The organism is Roseateles aquae (assembly GCF_032337115.1).
GTDB lineage: Bacteria > Pseudomonadota > Gammaproteobacteria > Burkholderiales > Burkholderiaceae_C > Roseateles_C > Roseateles_C aquae.
This window is the reverse complement of sequence record NZ_JAVXZY010000001.1, coordinates 15,246-35,509: the sequence shown is the minus strand read 5'-3', so window position 1 is coordinate 35,509 and position 20,264 is coordinate 15,246. Positions and strand designations below refer to the sequence as shown.

At 68.1% G+C, this 20,264-nt stretch carries 15 protein-coding genes; 9 read left to right on the top strand and 6 right to left on the bottom strand.

Annotated features, from left to right (window positions below; genetic code table 11):
* Positions 1 to 56: 56 nt before the first annotated feature.
* The 4 genes from RQP53_RS00155 to queG form a co-directional block, all read right to left on the bottom strand.
* Complete coding sequence (locus RQP53_RS00155) at positions 57 to 659, bottom strand: MarC family protein (RefSeq protein WP_315647900.1); 603 nt, start codon at positions 657 to 659, stop codon at positions 57 to 59.
* A gap of 62 nt (positions 660 to 721) precedes the next feature.
* Complete coding sequence (xerD, locus tag RQP53_RS00150; protein ID WP_315647899.1) at positions 722 to 1,645, bottom strand: site-specific tyrosine recombinase XerD; 924 nt, start codon at positions 1,643 to 1,645, stop codon at positions 722 to 724.
* Positions 1,642 to 2,577: a tripartite tricarboxylate transporter substrate binding protein BugE gene (locus RQP53_RS00145; protein WP_434064053.1), complete on the bottom strand. Its 936-nt coding sequence runs from the start codon at positions 2,575 to 2,577 to the stop codon at positions 1,642 to 1,644. The genes xerD and RQP53_RS00145 overlap by 4 nt, the downstream gene beginning before the upstream one ends.
* Before the next feature lie 128 nt (positions 2,578 to 2,705).
* Positions 2,706 to 3,809, bottom strand: coding sequence for a tRNA epoxyqueuosine(34) reductase QueG (gene queG / locus RQP53_RS00140; protein ID WP_315647897.1), 1,104 nt, complete (start codon positions 3,807 to 3,809; stop codon positions 2,706 to 2,708).
* A 27-nt stretch (positions 3,810 to 3,836) separates the two neighbouring features.
* Here queG and tsaE point away from each other — a divergent pair, with 27 nt between their 5' ends.
* Positions 3,837 to 4,373: a tRNA (adenosine(37)-N6)-threonylcarbamoyltransferase complex ATPase subunit type 1 TsaE gene (tsaE, locus tag RQP53_RS00135; protein ID WP_315647896.1), complete on the top strand. Its 537-nt coding sequence runs from the start codon at positions 3,837 to 3,839 to the stop codon at positions 4,371 to 4,373.
* Between the two features lie 32 nt (positions 4,374 to 4,405).
* A complete protein-coding gene (locus RQP53_RS00130) occupies positions 4,406 to 5,824 on the top strand; it encodes an N-acetylmuramoyl-L-alanine amidase (RefSeq protein ID WP_315649165.1) in 1,419 nt (472 codons plus the stop codon).
* A gap of 249 nt (positions 5,825 to 6,073) precedes the next feature.
* Here the strand turns inward: RQP53_RS00130 and RQP53_RS00125 are convergent, their stop codons facing one another.
* Both RQP53_RS00125 and RQP53_RS00120 read right to left on the bottom strand, forming a co-directional pair.
* On the bottom strand, positions 6,074 to 9,436 hold the full coding sequence (locus tag RQP53_RS00125; RefSeq protein ID WP_315647894.1) for a S41 family peptidase: 3,363 nt from the start codon (positions 9,434 to 9,436) through the stop codon (positions 6,074 to 6,076).
* Positions 9,437 to 9,452: 16 nt separating this feature from the next.
* On the bottom strand, positions 9,453 to 10,103 hold the full coding sequence (locus RQP53_RS00120) for a DedA family protein (RefSeq protein WP_315647893.1): 651 nt from the start codon (positions 10,101 to 10,103) through the stop codon (positions 9,453 to 9,455).
* Between the two features lie 122 nt (positions 10,104 to 10,225).
* Between RQP53_RS00120 and RQP53_RS00115 the strand changes: the two genes are divergently transcribed.
* From RQP53_RS00115 to RQP53_RS00085, 7 genes are all read left to right on the top strand, one after another.
* Positions 10,226 to 11,086, top strand: coding sequence for an alpha/beta fold hydrolase (locus tag RQP53_RS00115; RefSeq protein WP_315647892.1), 861 nt, complete (start codon positions 10,226 to 10,228; stop codon positions 11,084 to 11,086).
* A gap of 51 nt (positions 11,087 to 11,137) precedes the next feature.
* On the top strand, positions 11,138 to 13,108 hold the full coding sequence (gene mutL, locus RQP53_RS00110) for a DNA mismatch repair endonuclease MutL (RefSeq protein ID WP_315647891.1): 1,971 nt from the start codon (positions 11,138 to 11,140) through the stop codon (positions 13,106 to 13,108).
* Positions 13,109 to 13,194: 86 nt separating this feature from the next.
* Entirely contained in the window at positions 13,195 to 14,727 is a 1,533-nt protein-coding gene (locus tag RQP53_RS00105) for a pseudouridine synthase (RefSeq protein ID WP_315647890.1), read from the top strand.
* 39 nt (positions 14,728 to 14,766) lie between these two features.
* Positions 14,767 to 15,723 (top strand): tRNA (adenosine(37)-N6)-dimethylallyltransferase MiaA, encoded by a 957-nt coding sequence (gene miaA / locus RQP53_RS00100; protein ID WP_315647888.1) that lies wholly within the window; start codon positions 14,767 to 14,769, stop codon positions 15,721 to 15,723.
* A gap of 19 nt (positions 15,724 to 15,742) precedes the next feature.
* Positions 15,743 to 16,375: an ABC transporter ATP-binding protein gene (locus RQP53_RS00095; protein WP_434064052.1), complete on the top strand. Its 633-nt coding sequence runs from the start codon at positions 15,743 to 15,745 to the stop codon at positions 16,373 to 16,375.
* Positions 16,376 to 16,394: 19 nt separating this feature from the next.
* The gene (locus RQP53_RS00090; RefSeq protein ID WP_315647886.1) at positions 16,395 to 19,124 is read left to right on the top strand and encodes an FtsX-like permease family protein; all 2,730 of its coding nucleotides are present in this window, start codon (positions 16,395 to 16,397) and stop codon (positions 19,122 to 19,124) included.
* Positions 19,124 to 20,254: a lipocalin-like domain-containing protein gene (locus RQP53_RS00085; protein ID WP_315647885.1), complete on the top strand. Its 1,131-nt coding sequence runs from the start codon at positions 19,124 to 19,126 to the stop codon at positions 20,252 to 20,254. The genes RQP53_RS00090 and RQP53_RS00085 overlap by 1 nt, the downstream gene beginning before the upstream one ends.
* The last annotated feature ends 10 nt before the right edge of the window (positions 20,255 to 20,264 follow it).

Here is a 20,264-nt window from a genome sequence, read left to right as displayed (position 1 = left end):
ATCCTACGGTGTTGATGTCTTGGGTTGCCCCTGTACGCGCGGCTAGGAGCTCTGCATCAGAGCCCGCCCACAAAATAGCGCTTCAGACCGGCCAGCACCATCTCGACGGCGACGGCGGTCAGCACCAGGCCCATCAGCTTCTCGATTGCCGACACCACCGAGTCGCCCAGCAGCTTGCGGATGCGGTCGGCCAGCAACAGCGTCGCACCCGACACCAGCATGGCCGCGGTCAGGGCGCCGACCCAGTGAACGATCTTTTCCGGCTGGCGCGAGGCCAGCAGCAGCACGGTGGCCATGGCCGAGGGGCCGGCCAACAGCGGCACCGCCAGCGGGAAGATGAAGGGTTCCTTGCCCGGCTCCAGCCCGTAGGCCGACTCGCCGGCGCTGCCGAAGATCATCCGGATCGCGATGATCAGCAGAATCACACCGCCGGCCACCTCCAGCGAGCGCTCGGAGAGGTGCATGATCTCCAGGAAGCGACCGCCCAGAAACATGAAGGCGAACAGCACCAGAAAAGCCAGGCCGACCTCTCGGGTGGCAACAATGCCGCGGCGCTGCTTGGGCACCTCACGCATGATGCCGATGAAGATCGGCAAGCTGCCCAGCGGGTCGAGCACCAGCAGCAGCAGGATGAAGGCAGAGAGAAAGCTATGGTCCATCCTAGGGATTATCCTAGGTTCACCCTCGGATCCCGCGGCAGCAGTTCACAACGCTGCTCTTTTCAACCGCGCGGATGGTGCTGCGCATGCAGCGTCTTCAGCCGTTCACGCGCCACATGGGTGTAGATCTGCGTCGTCGACAGATCGGCATGACCCAGCAGCAGCTGCACCGCGCGCAGATCGGCACCATGGTTGAGCAGATGCGTGGCGAAAGCGTGGCGCAGCGTGTGTGGTGAGATCGGCGCCAGGATGCCGGCCTGCACGGCGTACTTCTTGACCAGCTTCCAGAACATCTGCCGGCTCATCGCCTCGCCGCGCTGGGTGACGAACAGCGCTTCGCTGGCCCTGCCCTGCAGCAGCTCGGCGCGGGCTTCTTGCAGATAGCGCATCAGCCATTCATGGGCTTGTTCGCCAAAGGGCAGCAAGCGCTCCTTGCTGCCCTTGCCGGTGACCCGCAAGGCCGCCTCCTTCAGGCTCAGATGCACCGACTTCAGCCCGACCAGCTCGCTGACGCGCAGACCGCTGCCATACATCAGCTCGAGCATCGCGCGGTCTCGCAGGCCCAGCGGGTTGCCGGCGTCGGGTGCCGTCAGCAAGGCTTCGATCTGTGCTTCCGACAGCGTTTTGGGCACGCGCAAGGGCTGGCGCGCGTTCTGCAGCCGCAGGGTCGGGTCTTGTGTGATGCGGCGCTCGCGCAGCGCCCAGCGGCAGTAGCGCTTGACGACCGACAGCCGCCGGTTCGCGCTGGTGGCCTTGCTGCCAGCGTGGCGGGCCGCCGCATAGTCCAGCAGATGGATCTCGGCGCAGCCATCCAGTTCCAGCTGATGGCTGGCGGCCAGCCAGTCGGCCAGCAGGCTCAGGTCGCGGCGGTAGGCCTCCAGCGTGTTGCGGGCCAGGCCATCCTCCAGCCACAGGGCATCGATGAACTGGTCGATGCCCTGCTGGCTGCGCGCCCGTGCGGCCCGCTTGCCGTCTTCGGCACTCAATCGAGCTTGAGCTTTTGCTGCTCGACGACGCGTTTGTAGACCTCGTACTCGGCCTTGATCTGCGCGCCAAACTGCTCAGGCGTGTTGGCCACGACGATGGAGCCTGTGTCTTCGATGCGCTTCTTCACCTCGGGCAGCTCCAGCGTCTTCTTGACCGCCGTGTTGACCTTGTCCACCACCTCCTTGGGCAGGCCCTTGGGCCCGTAGATGCCGTAGTAGGCCATGCGGTTGACCGGCTCCAGGCCGACTTCCTTGAAGGTCGGCACACTGGGCAGCACCGCCAGGCGCTGCGGCGCGGCCACGACGATGGGGATCAGACGCCCGTCCTTGATGAAGGGCAGCGCCGAAGGCAGATTGTCGAAAATCATCGGCACCTGACCGGCCACGGTGTCGTTCAGTGCCGGGCCGCCACCCCGGTAGGGAATGTGCAGCACAAACACGCCGGCCAGCGATTTGTACAGCTCCATCTGCAGATGGCCGATGCCGCCGGTACCACTGGTGGCGAAGCTGTACTTGCCGGGGTTCTTCTTCAGTTCGGCAACAAACCCTTTGTAATCGCGCGCCGGGAAGCTCGGGTGCACGGCGATCACATTCGGCGTTGCCGCCATATTGATGATGGGCGTGAAATCGCTCATCGGGTTGTAGGGGATGCGTGGATTGATGGCCGGATTGGCCGCTGTGGTCGACACGGTGGCCACACCCAGCGCGTAGCCGTCCGGCGTGGCCTTGGCCGTTTCATTGGCGCCGACCGACCCGCCGCCGCCAGCCTTGTTCTCAACCACCAGGGTCTGGCCCAGCATGGGCGTGATCCGCTCGGCCACCACACGGGCGACGATATCGGTGGTACCCCCCGGCGCAAACGGCACGACCAGCTTGACGGTCTTGCTCGGATAGGCATCCGCAGCCCATCCGGGGGCGGCCAGCAGTGACATCAGGCCGCCCAGGGCGGCCACGGCGCAACGACGTGTGTGGATCATGAAAACCTCATCTCGACAGGGCATCGCAGGCATGCTAACGGATGGCACGGCCGCTGTGCCGAATGTGGTGCTGCGGCTTCTACCTACACAGACCAGGGCGCAGGCGACTGCTGCAAGGCCCAGCCGATATGCTCGGCCAGCAGCGTCGACGCCCCGGGCAAGGCGCTCGCCAAGGCGGCGCGCAGCGCTGCAGCCTCCTCGGCGCCCAAATCAGCAGCCAGCGCATTGCCCATGGCCACCGCCAGATTGCGTCGCCAGCGCGCATGCCCGATGCGGCGTATCGCCGAACCCTCGGTCTGGCGCAGAAACGTGGCTTCGTCCCAGGACCACAGTTGCAGCAGTGTCGGCGCCTTGAAGGCCGAGCGGGTGTCAAAGTCGGCCAGCGGGCTGCGCTGCGCGAACTTGTTCCAGGGGCAGGCCAGCTGGCAGTCGTCGCAGCCATAGATGCGGTTGCCAATCAGCGCGCGCAGCGCTTCGGGAATGGCGCCGTCGTGCTCGATCGTCAGGTAGGAAATGCAGCGCCGCGCGTCGACGCGGTAGGGCGCAACGATGGCCTGGGTCGGGCAGGCGCTGATGCAGGCGGTGCAACTGCCGCAGTGGGCACTGCTGGCCGGCGTGGGCGGCAGCGCCAGATCCAGATAGATCTCGCCCAGAAAAAACATCGAGCCGGCATCGCGCTGCAGCGTCAGCGTGTGCTTGCCGCGCCAGCCCAGGCCTGAGCGGCTGGCCAGCTCGACCTCCAGCACCGGCGCCGAATCGGTGAACACCCGATGGCCCAGCGGCCCCACCACCGCGGCCAGTTTGTCGGCCAGTTTCTGCAGGCGCTGGCGCATCACCTTGTGATAATCGCGCCCCCGCGCATAGAGCGAAACCTGGGCCCGCTGCGGGTCGGCCAAGCCCTGCCATTCGATCGCCTGCCAGCCCGTTGGAACGTCCACCACGTCGGCGGGCAGATAGTCCAGCCGGGCCGTCAACACGCTGACGGTGCCTGGCACCAACTCGGCCGGCCTTGCCCGTTTCAGGCCATGGCTGGCCATATAGTGCATCTCGCCGTGAAAGCCAGCGGCCAGCCAGGCCAGGAGGCCGGCTTCGGCAGTGGCGAGGTCGATGCCGGCCACGCCAATCTGTGAGAATCCAAGCTCGCCGGCCCACTGGCGCAGTTGCTGCATCAGGGCGCCGGGATTCATATCGTGTCGTGGAGCGTCAAGCATTTGTTGGCCATTCTAGAAACCCGCCATTTCCGCTGGCCCGATGAGGCCGCCTGCGAACGCTTTGCGCAAGACCTGGCCCTGGTGCTGTGCCAGCAAGCGCGCCCCGGCATCGGCCTGGACGCCAGCGTGGAACTGCATGGCAGCCTGGGTGCCGGCAAGACCAGCCTGGTGCGCCATCTGCTGCGTGCGCTGGGTGTCAGCGGCCGCATCAAGAGCCCCAGCTATGCGGTGCTGGAGAGCTACGCGCTCGATGGCGAACTCGGCGAGGTCAGTCATTTCGATTTCTACCGCTTTGACGATCCACGCGAGTGGGAAGACGCCGGCTTTCGCGATGTCTTTGCCCGCCCCGGACTGAAGCTCAGCGAATGGCCCGAGAAGGCCGTGGGCATGCTGCCCAAGCCCGACCTGGCCCTGCACATCGCGGTGCAGGACGACGACAGCCGGCGCCTGCGCGTCGAGACCGCCACCGCGCGGGGTCAGGTCTTGCTGCAAGCGCTGGCCGCCGCCCTGCCCGCCGAATTGCAGGAGCATGCAGCTTGATCAAGCAAGCGCGCCGCCAGGCCTTGCAGCAAATGGGCGGACTGGCCTTGCTGTTGCGCGCGCCCCAGCTGCTGGCCGCTCCGGCAGTGACTGCCAGCGCGCCGGCCAGCATCGTTGCGGTGCGCGTCTGGCCGGCGGCCGACTACACGCGCGTCACGCTGGAATCCGACCGCCCGCTGGTTGCCCGCCACAGCCTGATCGCCAATCCGGACCGGCTGGTCATCGATGTCGATGATCTGGAGCTGAGCCTGGGCCTGCGCGAGCTGCTGGGCAAGGTCAAGCCCGACGATCCCTATATCGCCGGTGTGCGCGTCGGCCAGAACCAGCCGCGGGTGGTGCGCATCGTGCTCGATCTGAAGCAGGCGGTGGCGCCACAGATCTTCACCATTGCACCGGTGGCCGCCTACCGCCATCGCCTGGTGTTTGATCTACATCCGGCCCAGGAACCCGATCCGCTGCTGGCGCTGATACGCGAGAAGGAGGCCACTGCCAGCGGCGCCGCCCAATCGGTGCAGGATGCGCTCGGCGAGCTGATCGGACGACTGGAGAAGCCGGGCAAGCCCGAATCGCCAAAACCTGAAGCGCCAAAGCCTGGCGCGGCAACATCCAGTACGGCGGCCAGTTCGCCGACCAGCACGACGGCGGCGGCCAGCGCGCCCGCCCTGCCGGCATCTACGCCCGCCCCAAGCCCCAAGCCGGGCAGCGGCGTGCCGCCCATCACCGTTCAGCAAAAGCTCGACCGGCTGATCGTCATCGCCATCGATCCCGGCCATGGCGGCGAGGACCCCGGCGCCAGTGGCCCCTCGGGGTTGCGCGAGAAGGATGTGGTGCTGGCCATCGGCCTGAAGCTGCGCGAGGCCTTGCAGAGCAATGCCAATATCCGCGTGATGATGACCCGCGACGCCGACTTTTTCGTGCCGCTGCACGAACGGGTGAACAAGGCGCGCCGGGTGCAGGCCGATCTCTTTGTGTCTATCCATGCCGACGCCTTCTTCACGCCGCAGGCTCGCGGTGCCTCGGTGTTTGCGCTCAGCGACGGCGCGGCCAGCAGTCAGGCGGCGCGCTGGATGGCCGACCGCGAGAATGCGGCCGATCTGATCGGCGGCGTCAATGTCAGCGTCAAGGACAAAGCGGTTCTGCGCGCGATGCTGGACATGAGCACCACGGCGCAGATCAAGGACAGCCTCAAGCTCGGCAGCGAGGTGTTGGGCCAGATCGGCCAGGTCGGCAATCTGCACAAGCGCCGCGTCGAGCAGGCCGGTTTTGCGGTGCTGAAGGCGCCCGATGTGCCGTCCATCCTGGTCGAGACCGCCTTCATCTCCAACCCGGACGAAGAGGCCAAGCTGCGCGACCCGGACTACCAGCGCAAGCTGGTCGACGCGATTGCCACCGGCATCGCGCGCTACTTCGCCAAGAACCCGCCGCTGGCAAGGCACCGCTCGATGAGCTGAACTTGAGGTGGAGATGAAAAGGCTCTTGGCGCGTTAGCTGTTGATCAGCCAAACAAACCACAGAGCCACAGAGTCGCAGAGGAATTCACAGAGGGAACAACGGTTTGCTGCGCTTTTCTCTGTGCCTCAGTGCCTCTGTGCTTGCCTTTGGCTGTTTCCAGAGCATCCAGACATAACGCCAAAAGAGCCAATGAAAAAGACCTGGCGCGGGGCCAGGTCTTGCCTGCTTCATCACACGCGATCAGCGACTTACTTGCCCAGCTGCGTCGGCCGCGGCGGCGGGCTTGTCAGCACCTTGGACTTGTGCGTGGCCAGCTGCTGCATCACATTGGCAATCGCCGCTTCCAGCTGGCTATCAACGCCCTTGTTGACCAGCAGCGGATCGAGTTCCACCTCGATATCCGGCGCCGTGCCCTCGTTCTCGATGCGCCACTCACCGTCAGGCGTGAAGAAGCGGAAATCGGGCACCAGCAGTGCGCCGCCATCGATCAGCGGCGGGTTGCTGGCGATGCCGATCAGGCCGCCCCAGGTGCGGGTGCCGATCAAGGGGCCCAGGCCGGTTCGCTTGAAGGCCCAGGGCAGGAAGTCGCCGCCGGAACCGGCATCCTGGTCGATCAGCATCACCTTGGGGCCATGGATGGCCGAGCCCGGTGTGTTGAAGACCAGGCCGTCACGATCCGACCAGCCAGACAGGTAGGGACGGTTGAGCAGCTCGATGATGTAGTTGGCCGCGTGGCCACCGCCGTTGCGGCGGTCGTCGACGATCAGCGCCGGCTTGTCGCTCTGGGCAAAGAACAGGCGGTTGAAGTAGTGGTAGCCGGTCTGGCCGGTATCGGGCAGATAGACATAGGCGACCTTGCCGCCGGTCTTGGCGTTCACATGCTCGCGCTTCTGCTCGATCCAGTCCCATTGGCGCAGCCCGGCATCGCGGGCCACCGGCTCGACGACCACCTGGCGCAGCCCGCCGCCCTTGGCATCGCTGGCCACGCCCAGGGTGAGTTGCTTGCCAACGCTGCCCTCGAGCAGCGCGAACAGATTGCCGCGCCCATCAATGCCCTGGCCGTTGACGCTGAGCAGGTAGTCGCCCTCCTTCACGCCCAGTCCAGGTGCGGCCAGCGGTGCCTTGAGGAAGGGGTTCCAGCGGTCGCCGCGGTAGATCTTCTTGATGCGCAGCAGGCCCTGGTCGAGCTCGAAGTCAGCACCGAGCAGGCCGACGGTCACCGGCGCCTCCTGCTGCACGTCGCCGCCGCCCACGCGGTTGTGGCCGACCTGCAGCTCGCCGATCATCTCCACCAGCACATCGTTCAGATCCTCGCGCCGCTGCACATGAGGCAGCAGGGCCTGATAGCGCTTGTAGACGGCCTGCCAGTCGATGCCATGCAGCCCGGCGTCGTAGAAGTACTCCTTCTCCATCCACCAGGTCTCGTCAAAGATCTGCCGCCATTCCTGGCGCGGATCAATGCGCACCTTCAGCCCGCCCAGATCGACCGCCTTGGCGTCGAGCTTGTCATTGGCCTCGCCCACTTCGAGCCGGCCCTTGGGCAGTTGCAGCAGCAGCTTCTTGCCATCGCCGCTGAGGCTGAAGCCGCTCACGCCGGCGCGGAGCGACTTGGCCTTGCGTTCGCTGAAGTCAAAGCGCCAGAGCTCGGCGCCCTCGCCGGCCTCGGCCTCCGGCGGCTCGACGCTGATGCCGCGCTGACGGCGCTCCAGGTAGAACAGCGCGCCATCGGCGGCCACCTGCAGGCCATCGTAGAAACGCTCGGCCACCGGCAGGCCGACAAAGCGCTGCTGCAGGCCGGCGAAATCGATGCGCACCGGCTTGACCTTGTCGGTCGGTTTTTCTGCTGACTTGTCGGCCGCCTTTTCAGGCGCTTTTTCAAAAGCCTTCTCAGAGGCTTTGTCAGCAGTCTTCTCGGCAGGCTTGGCTTCCGCCTTCTTGACCGGGTCTTCATCACCACTCTTGGGCAGCAGTGGCGAGCGGCCCTCGCTGCTCAGCACGGCGGCGTAGAGACCGAAGCGCAGCGGCCGCTCCTCGGTCGACATATCGAGGCCGACATGGGTCGGGCCGGAGTTGGTCGACGCGCTGAAGTAGAGGTAGTCGCCGCCGGGCGCGAAGACCGGGTTGCTGGCGTGGCTCAGGCCATCGCTGAGCGCGTGCTGCTGACCGGTCTGCAGATCGTGCAGACGGATCTGGCTGAAGTGGTTGGCGGTGGTGACGGTGTAGGCCAGCCAGCGGCTGTCCGGCGAGAAGCTGGTCTCGAAACTGCCGCCGCGGCGCGGGCTGTGATCGACCTTCTGCAGCTTGCCACCGTCGAGCCGGTAGACGAACAGGTTCAGATGGTTGTCGTGCAGCGCCAGTGTGCGGCCATCGGGCGACCAGTCCATCAGCGTGAAATAGCCCTCGCCGAGCGGATGGCGCTCGGTCTTGGCCTTGCCGGCAGCGCCGGCTTGATCGCTCAGCACCAGCTCATGCTTCATGCCGGCATCGGCGATATAGGCCACCCGCTGGCCATCGGGGCTCCACAGCCCATCCTTCTCGCGGGCGCCGGCGGTGCCGGTCAGATTGCGCACCGAGCCGTCCTTGACCGGCACGCTGAAGACCTCGCCGCGGGCACTCACCAGCACCCGCTTGCCGCTGCTGGACAGCACCGCTGAGGTGATGGTGCGGCTGGCATCCTTCCATTGTTCACGCGCCTGGATGGACGCCGCCTGAATGCGGATGTCGAGCAGCACCGGCTCGGCCGCGGGCTGGGCCAGGTCCAGCTGCTTGAGCCGGCCGCCCACCTCGTAGACGATCTGAGTGCCTGTGGCCGAGGCACTCTTCACATCCCAGAGCTTTTCATGCGTCAGCTGGCGCAGCTGCTTTGTGCGGCTGTCGTAGGCAAAGAGATTGGCCGCGCCATCGTTGCGGTCGGAGATGAAGACGACTTGATCGCCGACCCACAGGGGGTTCATGTCGGTCGCGTTCTCGTGCGGGATCTTCTCCAGCGTCTGCGCCTTGGGATCGATGATCCAGACCGGCGGTGTCGTGCCACCGCGGTGCTGGCGCCAGCCGCTCGCGCCGGTGTAGGCCTGACGGTAGGGGCGGTAGGCCAGGCGCTTGCCATCGGCCGACCAGGCACCCTCGAAAGCCACCGCCTCCATCACCTTGCGCTCAAAGCCGCCCTCCAAGGCCACCTCGAACAGCTGATTGCTGCGGTTGTTCGCCACCTCGCGCGGCGACGCAAACAGCACCCGCTTGCCATCAGGGCTCCAGCCGTTGACGACATCGGCGCCCGGATGCCAGGTCAGCCGGCGCGGCTGACCGCCTTCGATCGGCATCACATAGACATCGGTATTGCCGTCGTAATTGGCCGAGAAGGCGATCCAGCGTTCATCGGGTGAGATGGCCGGCGCAAACTCGCTGGCGGCATGGCTCGTCAGCTGGCGGGCGTTCTGGCCCTGGCGATCGGCAATCCACAGATCGCCGCCATAGACGAAGACCAGGTGATGGGCCGAGACGGCCGGTTGGCGCAGCAGCAGCGTCGAGTCGGCGGCCAGAGCCGGGCTCAGCAGCGTGCCGCCGAGGGCAATGGCAAGGGCTGCGGACAGCGTCCGCACGGCGTACTTCATGGTGTCTCCAAGGATTTCAGGCTTGAGCGGGCGTCTTGCGCCGGCCTTTCCAGGCGCCGTACAGCGCCAGCACCCCGGGCAGAAGAATCATGCCCCAGATGATTTTTTCAAGGTTATGTTGAACCCAGGGCACATTACCAAAGCAATAGCCCATCAGCGTGACGCCAAACACCCACAGCAGGCCGCCGCTGACGTCGTAGAGCGTGAACTTGCGCCGCGTCATCTGCGCCACGCCGGCCACAAAGGGTGCGAAGGTGCGCGCAAACGGCATGAAGCGCGCCAGCACAATGGTGATGCCGCCATAGCGCTCATAGAACGCATGGGCCTGATCAAAGGCCTTCTTGTTGAAGAAGCGCGAGTTCTCCCACTGGAAGACCTTGGGCCCGAAGTAGCGGCCTATCGTGTAATTGGTCTGATTGCCGGCGATCGCGGCGATGCTCAGCAGCGTCAGCGCCATCGGCAGGCTGAGCAGGCCGGTGCCGCACATCGCACCCACGATGAAGAGCAGCGAATCGCCGGGCAGAAATGGCATCACGACCAGGCCGGTCTCGACAAAGATGATGGCAAACAGCAGCGCATAGACGCCGGTGCCGTAGTTGGCGACGAACTGCTGCAGATAGCGGTCGACATGGACGATGAAGTCCAGCAAGAGGGCAAGGGTTTCCATGGCGGCGGATTATGGTGCCGAATCAGCTGGGCCCATGCCCTTGGTTAGGTGGGCCGCGTGGCGAGCAGAATGCGACGCTTGCACAAACCACACAGCCCGGCTCGCCAGCCGCTGGATCCCCGATGACTGTTTCACCCCTGCAATGGGCCGAGGCCCAAGCCGCCCGCCTTCCCTATCTGCTGTTGCGCCACGCCGAGTCGACACTGGCGCCGCTGGTCTTCATCCATGCCGGCGTCTGCGATCACCGGATGTGGCTGGAGCAGCTGAGCGCCTTTGCTGCCGAGCGCACGGTGCTGGCCTATGACCGTCGCGGCTTCGGCCGGGCGCAAACTGCCGCCCCCACCCCGCATCGCTGGGTTGACGATCTGTACGCGGTGCTGGCGGCGGCCGGCATCGAGCGCGCCATCTTCGTCGGCTGCTCGCAGGGCGGACGCATCGCCCTGGATGCGGCGTTGGAACGCCCGGCTTGCGTCGCTGGGCTGGTCTTGATCGCGCCTTCCGTCGGCGGTGCGCCGGCGCCGGCTCTGGCCGGGCGAACAGCGGCGCTGCAGGCCGCGATCGAGCGGGCCCAGGCGGGCGGTGATGTCGATGCGATCAACCAAGCCTTGGCCGCGCTCTGGCTCGACGGCCCGCTGGCCGAGACCGGGCGGGTCAGCGGCGCCGCACGCGAACTGTTCCTTGACATGGACGGCTTGATGCTGCGCCAGCCGGCAAGCGGCACCGTCATCGAGCCGGCGCTGGCCGCCTGGGACCACCTCGAGCGGGTGCAAGCCCCTTGCCTGGTGATGTGGGGCGATCTGGACCTGCCACATCTGCAGCAACGCTGCGAGGCGATGGTGCGCCGCATCCCCGGCGCCCGCCGATGCATCATGCCCGGTGTCGCCCACCTGCCCTCGTTGGAGGCGCCCGCGGCCTTCAATGCCGCGCTACGGCCCTTCCTGAACGGGGTGGACAGCGCGAACGTTGAGAGCACACGGCCCTGAGCGAGACAGCGTCGCGCCGAGAGCTGCGCAGCGCCTTCTTACAATGCGCCCATGGATTTGCCTTCTCTCGCCGCAGCCTCTGCCACCAGCCCCGCCGCCCGCCGCAGCATCCGCGAACTCCCCGATGAACTGATCAGCCAGATCGCCGCCGGCGAAGTCGTTGAGCGGCCGGCCTCGGTCGTGCGCGAGCTGGTTGACAACGCGCTGGACGCCGGCGCCACGCAAATCCAGCTCAAGCTGATGGCCGGTGGCGTGCGCGCCATCGTCGTCGAGGACGATGGCCTGGGCATCCCGGTCGAGGAACTGCCGCTGGCGCTGAAGCGCCATGCAACGAGCAAGATCCGCTCGCTGGACGAGCTGGAATCGGTTTCGACCATGGGCTTTCGCGGCGAGGCGCTGGCCGCCATCGCCTCGGTCGCCGAGATGGCCATCGCCACCCGCTGCGAGGGCGCGCCCCATGCGCATCGGCTGGAGGCCCGCAGCGGGGAGCTGAAGGTGGCAGCGCGCTCGCGCGGCACCAGCGTCGAGGTGCGCGAGCTGTTCTTCAGCACCCCGGCCCGGCGCAAATTCCTGAAGACCGATGCCACCGAGCTGGCGCATTGCCTGGAAGCCGTGCGCCGCCACGCGCTGGCGCGGCCGGACGTCGGCTTCACCGTCTGGCACGAGGGCAAGCTGGTCGAGCAATGGCGGGCCGCCAGCAGCGAGCAGCGCCTGGCCGATGTGCTGGGCGAGGAGTTCATGGCCCAGAGCCGGCCGGTGTTTGCCGAAGCCGGCCCGCTGCTGCGCATCTACGGCCGCGCCGGCCTGCCCGAGGCGGCGCGCAGCCGTTCGGACATGCAGTACGTCTACGTCAACGGCCGCTATGTGCGCGACAAGCTGATCGCCCACGGCATCCGTGCCGCCTACGAGGATGTGCTGCACGGCAACCGCCAGCCCAGCTATGTGCTGTTCATCGACATCGCGCCGGACCGCGTCGACGTCAATGTGCACCCAACCAAGATCGAGGTGCGCTTCCGCGACGGCCGCGAGATCCACCAGAAGGTGCGCTACGCGGTGCAAGACGCGCTGGCGCTGTCGCGCTCCCAGCTGGCTGCGGACGGCACGGAGACCGCGGCCGAAGCCGCAGTCGCTGCCTTGAACAGCCCCGCCGAGGTCGCCGCCTTCACCGCCGCCCTGCCCGGCCAGCGCCCGGCGCCGGGCCAGCCGCCGGCCTGGTTCGCCGCGCCCACACCGGCGGCCGGCGAACGCAACGCACCGCTGTATGCCGGCACACCGAGCTGGCGCAGCAACACCCAGGCCTCGCTGGGCCTGCAGGAAGCCGCCACCCTCTATGGCGACGGCCGCCTGCCGCCGGCAAGACCTGACCCCGTCGCTGCATCCGGGTCGCTGGCACCCGCCGCCGAAACGAGCAAGGCTGATGCTGCGCTGCCCGCCGGCGACTGGCCGCTGGGCCGCGCGATTGCGCAGATCCAAGGCGTCTACGTGCTGGCCGAGAACGCACAGGGCCTGGTGATCGTCGATATGCACGCGGCCCATGAACGGGTGGTCTACGAGCGGCTCAAGGCCAGCCTGGGCGCGGCGCAGATCGAATCACAGCCGCTGCTGATCCCGGTGACCTTTGCCGCCACCGCTGCCGAGATTGCCACCGCCGAGGCCCAGGCCGAGACCCTGTTGAAGCTGGGCCTCGATGTGGCGCCGCTGTCGGCCAAGATGCTGGCCGTGCGCGCCCGCCCGGCGGCGCTGGCCGGTGGTGATGTGATCGAGCTGGCGCGCAGCGTGCTGGCCGAGTTGGGCCAGTTCGATGCCAGCCATGCGATCGAGCGGGCCCAGCACGAGATCCTGGCCACCATGGCCTGCCACGGCGCGGTGCGCGCCAACCGCCAGCTGACGCTGGACGAGATGAATGCCTTGCTGCGCGATATGGAGCGCACCGAACGCGCCGACCAGTGCAATCACGGCCGCCCCACCTGGCGCCAGCTGACGCTGCGCGAACTCGACGCCTTGTTCCTGCGCGGCCGCTGACCCGGCTCGCCTCCATCGTTTTTCCCCCTGGCGGGCCCCGGCATGGTCCAATACCGGGAGAAACCCGCAGCTTTACCCGTCCTAGCATGGCCACCATCACACTGAAGAAAAAGAACACCAGCCCCGCCAGCAAGGACAGCAAACCCGGCGAGCGCCGGGCGCCGCTGCGCGGCAAGGGCGTCTCGCGCCCGCGCCAGACGCTGGAGCAGGCCCAGGCCGAGCGCCGCGAACGCCAGGCCGCGTTCGAGGCCCGCCAGCGCGACGAGCAAGGCGGCAGCCGCCCGCCGCGGCGCGACGATGAGCGCAGCGGCCCACGTGGCCGTAACGAGGAACAGCGCCGCGACGGCCGCCCCTATGGTGACCGCGCCACGGGCGACCGCCCCCGCGCCGACCGTCCGCAAGGCGCTGGCTTCCGTCGCGATGAGCGCGGCCCGGAGCACGCCCCGCGCCGTGGTGAAGCACCAGCGCGTGGCGACCGGGGCAACCGCGGCAACAGCAGCGACCCGCGCCAAGGCTATGAGCCGCGCGATCAACGCGATCGGCGCGAGCGCCCGACTGGCCCTGGCCGCGACCAGCGCCAGGATCAGCGCCGCGGCAGCGGGCCGCGCGAGGCCTGGGGCGGTGATCAGCGTGATCAGCGCAACAGCCGTGATCAGCAACACGCGCCGCAAGCTGATCAGCGCCGCGATCCCCGCAGCGGCCCAGGCGGCTACCGCGACGGCCGCGGCGAACAGGCTGGCCACGGCCCGAGCGAACGCCGCCGCTACGACCGTCCGGCCGGCCCCGGCGAGCAGGCGCAGGCCCCGCGGCCGCGCCGCGAATCCCGCGCCATCGAGCCCAACGCCGAGGGTGAGCGTCTGTCCAAGCGGATGAGCGAGCTGGGCATGGCCTCGCGCCGCGAGGCCGATGAGTGGATCGCCGCCGGCTGGGTCAAGGTCAATGGCAAGCTGGCCGAACTGGGCCTGCGTGTCGGGCCCGAGGTCCATATCGAGATCGACCCGGCCGCGCACAAGGAACAGGCCAAGCAAATCACCATCCTCTTGCACAAGCCGATTGGCTATGTCTCCGGCCAGGCCGAGGATGGCTATGAGCCGGCCTCGGTGCTGGTCAAGAGCGATACGCATTGGAGCGAGGATCCGTCCGGCCTGAAGTACCACCATGGCCATGGCCGCGGCCTGGCCCCGGCCGGCCGGCTGGACATCGACTCCACCGGCCTCCTGGTGCTGACGCAGGACGGCCGCGTCGCCAAGCAGCTGATCGGCGACGACTCCATCGTCGAGAAGGAATACCTGGTGCGGGTCGAATACCTCGCCGCTGCGCCGGCCGAAGGCGAGGCCAAGCCGGCGCCCATGCATCAGTTTCCGGCCGAAGCCCTGGAACGGCTCAACCATGGCCTGGAACTCGACGGCGTGCAGTTGAAGCCGGCCAAGGTCAGCTGGGCCAATGAAGACCAGCTGCGCTTTGTGCTGCGCGAAGGCCGCAAGCGCCAGATCCGCCGCATGTGCGAGCTGGTCGGGCTGAAGGTGCTGGCGCTCAAGCGGGTGCGCATCGGCCAGGTCGTGCTGGGCAAGCTGCCGGTCGGGCAGTGGCGCTATCTGTCGCCGTGGGAACGTTTCTGAGCGCTGTCCCCCGCCCGCCGTCGCCAATGTCCCGAGGCAATGACTGAGCCCACCGCCGCCCCACCCCGTTTCCGCCCGATCTGCCTGGCCGGGCCCACCGGCACCGGCAAGACCGCCTGCGCCCTGCGCGTGGCCGAGTACCTGCCGGTGGAGATCATCAGCGTCGACTCGGCGCTGGTCTACCGCGGCATGGACATCGGTACTGCCAAACCCAGCGCCGCCGAGCTGGCCCAGGTACCGCACCACCTGATCGACATCATCGATCCGCTCGAGTCCTACTCGGCGGCCGAGTTCGCGCGCAGCGCCCAGACGCTGGCCGCCGAGGTCCTGGCGCGCGGCCGGCTGCCGCTGCTGGTCGGTGGCACGATGCTGTACTTCAAGGCCTTGTTCGACGGCCTCTCGAACCTACCCCAGGCCGATGAGGCGCTGCGCGCCAGCATCGATGCGCGCGCCGCCGAGCTGGGCTGGCCGGCCCTGCATGCCGAGCTGGCCGTGCTTGACCCCGTCACCGCCGCGCGCCTGGCGCCGAACGATTCACAGCGCATCCAGCGTGCGCTGGAGGTCTGCCAGCTCAGCGGCAAACCGATGTCACAGCTGTTTGCCGAGCAGCAGCGCTCCAGCGGTGTCGACTGGCCGCTGATCTCGCTGGAGCCGCAGGACCGCGGCTGGCTGCATCAGCGCCTGAACCAGCGCTTCGAGCAGATGCTGGCCGCCGGGCTGATCGACGAGGTACGGGCCCTGCGCGCCCGTGGCGATCTGCATCTGGGGCTGCCTTCGATGCGCTGCGTCGGCTACCGCCAGACCTGGGAGGCGCTCGATGCGAACGACTTCAGCCAGCTGGCCGAGCAAGGCGCTGCGGCAACCCGGCAGCTGGCCAAGCGCCAGATCACCTGGTTGCGCTCGATGCCCCAGCGCCAGGTGATTGCCTGCGATGGCCCCGCGCCGGAGCTGCATTTGCTGGCCCTGCTGCAAAAACTGCTGGCGGCCACACCATGAGCAAAATGCCGTGAGGGAGCTGCCGCTGCTGGAGGCCCGCGCGATTGCCAAGCGCTATGGCGACACGCCGGTGTTTGCTGAGCTGTCCCTGACCCTGCAGGCGGGCGAGCTGGTCGCCCTGATCGGCGAATCGGGCAGCGGTAAATCGACGCTCTTGAACTGCCTGGCAGGCCTGGACCACATCGATGCCGGCCAGGTGCTGCTGCAGGGGCAAGACCTGGCCCTGCTCGACGAAGCCGGCCTGGCGGCCTTGCGCCGCGACAAGCTTGGTTTCGTTTTTCAGGCCTTTCATGTGCTGCCCCATCTGACGGTGCGCGACAACGTCGGCCTGCCGCTGCTGCTGCAGCGCCGCCGCGATCCGGCGCGGGTCGAGGCCATGCTGGCCGCGGTCGGCCTGGCCGCATTGGGCGAGCGCATGCCGCGCCAGCTGAGCGGCGGTCAGCTGCAGCGGGTGGCGATTGCCCGCGCGCTGGTGCACCGCCCGGCCCTGCTGCTGGCCGATGAGCCCACCGGCAATCTCGACGCCCGCCATGCCGAGCAGGTGCTGCAGCTGCTCTTGGCCCAGGTGCGCGAGCAGGGTGTGGCCTGCCTGCTGGTCACGCATTCGGAACGGGCAGCCGCTCATGCGGACCGCTGCATCCGCCTCGGCTGAGATGCGGCCCGGTCCGGCCATGCGCTCGAGCAGCCTGCCGTCGTGGCGCTGGCTGCGCCAGCTGTCCTGGCCGGCATTGCGCCATCAGGCCGGCCGGCAGCTGCTGGCCCTGCTGGCCATCGCACTTGGCGTTGCCCTGGCCTATGCGGTGCAGCTGATCAATGCCTCGGCGCTGGCCGAATTTGAATCGGCCAGCCGCGCACTCAGCGGTCGGGCCGACCTGGAACTGCAGGCCGGTCAAGGTGCGCTCAGCGAAACCCTGTTTCAGGCCTTGAGCGAGCGGGAGGACCTGCAGGCCTTGATGCCGCAGCTGAGTGCCCAGGCGCAGCTGCTGCAAGCCAAAGCGGCCGACGAAGATGCTGGCGAAGATGCTGGCGAACTGAAGCAAGCCCCATCGATGCGGGTGCTGGGCCTCGATCTGTTGCAGCTGGCGCAGATGCAGCCAGCCTTGCTGCCGCAGCCACTGGCCCATGCAGCGCAGGAGGCCAAGCCCAGCAACAACACCCTGCTGGCGGAAACGATGGCGGAACTACTGGCGGCTGACGCGATCTATCTGAACGAGGCGGCACTGCGACTGCTGGCCCCGGGCGGCGGAGCCTCAAAGGCAGCATCAGGTTCGATCCAGCTGCGCCTGCCGCGCCCCGACGGCAGCGCACAATCGCTCAGGCTGCGCGTTGCCGGCCGCATCGGCATGGCCGGTCCGCCGCTGGCGCTGATGGACATTGCGGCGTTGCAGGTCGCGCTCGCGCGCCAGGGCGCGCTGGACCAGATCAGCCTGCGACTGCAGCCCGGTATCAGCCCCGAGGCCTGGCGCCGCGAAGCGCTGGCCAGCGGGCTGCTGCCCGCCACCGTCAAGGCCAGCAGCCCCGGCGAAGAGGACAAGCTCGGTGTCAATGCCTTGACGCGCGCCTACCGCGTCAACCTCGGCGTGCTCTCGCTGATGGCGCTGCTGGTGGGTGGCTTTCTGGTCTTTGCCGTGTATTCGCTGTCGGTCGCACAGCGGCTGCCGCAGCTGGCCCTGCTGGGCGTGCTGGGCATGAATGCCCGGCAGCGCAGCGCCCTGCTGCTGGCCGAGGCCGCGCTGCTGGGGCTGCTCGGCAGCCTGATGGGTCTGGGCCTGGCCCTGCTGTTGGCAAAAGGCGCGCTCAGCGCCATGGCCAGCGGCTTTGGCGCTGCCGGCCTGCTGGGCGCCGCGCCCAAGCTGGCGCTCGACCCAGTGGTGGCCGCCGGCTTCGGCGCGCTCGGCCTGGCCACCAGCCTGCTTGCTGCTGCGCAGCCGCTCTGGGCGCTGCGCCGGCTGGCGCCGGCCCAGGTGTTGAAGGGCCTGGGCAGCGACAGCGCCCAGCGCCTGCCCGGCTGGCTGGCGCCCTTGCTGCTGGCGCTGGCTGGCCTCTTCGCGCTGCTGCCGCCCGGATGGACAGCCCTGCCCGGCCTGAACGACGTTCCGCTCGGCCCTTACCTGGCCATGCTGTGCCTGCTGCTGGGCGGCCTCATGCTGGTGCCGGCGTTGATCGCCGCGCTGCGCCGCCTGCTGCCGGCCCAGAGCCATAGCGCCCTGATGCTGCTGGTGCGCGAGCGCGCCCACGATCAGGCCGGCGAAGCGGCGCGGATGCTGGCCGGCGTGCTGGTAGCGCTGAGCCTCTCGGTGGCGATGCTGGTGATGGTCAGCAGCTTCCGTGCATCGCTGGAGCAGTGGCTGGCGCAGATGCTGCCGGCCGATCTCTATCTGCGCAGCAGCCTGCACAGCCAGACACTGGATGGCATGCCGCTGCCGCCTGCCTTGCTGCCGGCGGTGCAAAGCAGCGGCCTGGCCGCCACGCTGAGCCCGCAGCGCACGCGCCAGCTGCAGCTGCAAGGCGAGACGGTGCAGCTGCTGGCCCGCCCGCTGGACGCCGAACAAGGCCTGCCCCTGGTGGGCGAGCTGGCGCCAGCACCCGAGCCGGGCCTGCGGCCCTTCTATGTCTCCGAGGCGATGCGTGATGCGCTGCGCCTGCAGCCCGGCCAGCGGCTGAGCCTGCCACCGCTTGGCGCCAGTGGCGTGCCGCTCACGGGCTTTGTGCGCGGCGTGTGGCGTGACTATGCGCGGCAGTTCCCGGCCCTGCTGATGGCGCTGAGCGACTACCAGCGCTGGAGCGGTGACGCCATGATCAGCGAACTGGCGCTGTGGCTGCCGCCGCTGCCGCCGGGCCAGACCGAGGCCGAGCAACTGGCCACCACGCGCAAGGCACTGCAGGCGCTGGCGCGTGAGACCAGCGGCGATTCAAGCAGCGACGGTGCCGACACCATCGAGCTGGCCGCCGCCGGCGAATTGCGCCGCTTTTCGCTGACGATCTTTGACCGCAGCTTTGCGCTGACCTACTGGCTGCAGGCGGTCAGCCTGGGCGTCGGCCTGTTCGGCATCGCCGCCAGCCTGTCGGCCCAGGTGCTGGCCCGTCGACGCGAGTTTGGCCTTTTGCGCCATCTGGGCCTGACCGGCGCGCAGCTGCGCCGCATGGTTGTTGCCGAGGCGCTGCTGTTCAGCGCCGCCGGCAGCCTGCTGGGCCTGCTCCTGGGCTTGGCGATCAGCGCCGTGCTGATCTTTGTGCTGAACCCGCAGAGTTTTCACTGGAGCATGGACATGAGCCTGCCCGCCCGGCCACTCGCTGCCCTGCTGGCCAGTGTGCTGGCCGCCAGCGGCCTGACCGCCTGGTTCGCCGCCGGCGCTGCCGCCAGCGCCGACGCGGTGCGTGCCGTCAAGGAGGATTGGTGATGGCCGCATTGCCATCCCGCCGCCTCTGCCTACAGGCCTTGCTGGCCGCGGCCGGCACCGGCCTGGCGCCCGCCGCGCCGGCCTTGAGCCGTGCCGCCCTGCGCTTTCCGCGCGACCACGGCAGCCATCCCGAAACAGCCATCGAATGGTGGTACCTGACCGGCTTGCTGGGCGAAGGGTCTGCGGCGGATAGCGCGCCGCTCTACGGCTACCAGCTGACCTTCTTCCGCATTCGCCAGGCCTGGGCCGAGACGCTGGACAGCGCCTTTGCGCCGCGCCAGCTGTTGCTCGGCCATGTGGCCCTCAGCGATCTGCGCGGCCGCCGCCAGCTGCATCAGCAGCGCCTGCACCGCCAGGGCTTTGCCCATGCGCGCAGCAGCGAGGCCGATGGCGTGCTGCGCCTGGGTGACTGGCAGCTGAGGCGCAGCGATCTAGCGGGCAGCTCGACAGGCAGCCAGCTGCAGGCCCAGTTCAGCCTGCCCCAGGGGCGGCTGGCCTTGCAGCTGCAAACACCGGCCGCGCCGCTGCTGCAAGGCCTGGACGGCTGGTCGCAGAAAGGCCCGTCGCCCGAGCAGGCCAGCCGCTATTACTCGATGCCGCAGTTGCTCACCGAGGCCGAGCTGCAGCTGGACCAACGCCACCTGCGCCTGCGTGGCCGCTCCTGGCTGGACCACGAATGGAGCGATTCGCTGCTTGGCAACGCCGACAGCGCCAGCGCTGAGCGCGCAGTGGGCTGGGACTGGCTGGGCATCAATCTGTTCGATGGCAGCGCGCTGACGCTGTTCCAGCTGCGCCGCGCCGATGGCAGTCGCGTCTGGGCCGATGGCTGCCTGCGCCGCCCTGATGGTGCGGTCCAGCGCTTTGATCGGGCCAGCATCGCGATGCAGCCGCAGCGCCATTGGCAAAGCCCCAGCAGCCGTGCCCGCTATCCCGTGCACTGGCAGTTGCAGACGCCGGCCGGCAGCTGGCAGCTCGAGGCCTGGTTCGAGGCCCAGGAGATCGACGCACGCGGCTCCACCGGTTTGCTGTATTGGGAAGGCGCCGCCCGGCTCAGCGATGCCAGTGGCCGTCTACTGGGCCATGGCTATCTGGAGATGACCGGCTACGCCGGCGCGATGCAGATCGCCTGAGGACTGAATC

Excerpts from the sequence above, each read along its gene's own strand:
- RQP53_RS00125 (WP_315647894.1), bottom strand. The coding sequence starts at position 9,436 with ATGAAGTACGCCGTGCGGACGCTGTCCGCAGCCCTTGCCATTGCCCTC.
- RQP53_RS00130 (WP_315649165.1), top strand. The coding sequence starts at position 4,406 with ATGGGCGGACTGGCCTTGCTGTTGCGCGCGCCCCAGCTGCTGGCCGCT.
- RQP53_RS00145 (WP_434064053.1), bottom strand. The coding sequence starts at position 2,577 with ATGTCACTGCTGGCCGCCCCCGGATGGGCTGCGGATGCCTATCCGAGC.
- RQP53_RS00085 (WP_315647885.1), top strand. The coding sequence starts at position 19,124 with ATGGCCGCATTGCCATCCCGCCGCCTCTGCCTACAGGCCTTGCTGGCC.
- RQP53_RS00105 (WP_315647890.1), top strand. The coding sequence starts at position 13,195 with ATGGCCACCATCACACTGAAGAAAAAGAACACCAGCCCCGCCAGCAAG.
- RQP53_RS00115 (WP_315647892.1), top strand. The coding sequence starts at position 10,226 with ATGACTGTTTCACCCCTGCAATGGGCCGAGGCCCAAGCCGCCCGCCTT.
- RQP53_RS00120 (WP_315647893.1), bottom strand. The coding sequence starts at position 10,103 with ATGGAAACCCTTGCCCTCTTGCTGGACTTCATCGTCCATGTCGACCGC.
- RQP53_RS00090 (WP_315647886.1), top strand. The coding sequence starts at position 16,395 with ATGCGCTCGAGCAGCCTGCCGTCGTGGCGCTGGCTGCGCCAGCTGTCC.
- RQP53_RS00155 (WP_315647900.1), bottom strand. The coding sequence starts at position 659 with ATGGACCATAGCTTTCTCTCTGCCTTCATCCTGCTGCTGCTGGTGCTC.
- queG (WP_315647897.1), bottom strand. The coding sequence starts at position 3,809 with ATGAATCCCGGCGCCCTGATGCAGCAACTGCGCCAGTGGGCCGGCGAG.
- miaA (WP_315647888.1), top strand. The coding sequence starts at position 14,767 with ATGACTGAGCCCACCGCCGCCCCACCCCGTTTCCGCCCGATCTGCCTG.
- mutL (WP_315647891.1), top strand. The coding sequence starts at position 11,138 with ATGGATTTGCCTTCTCTCGCCGCAGCCTCTGCCACCAGCCCCGCCGCC.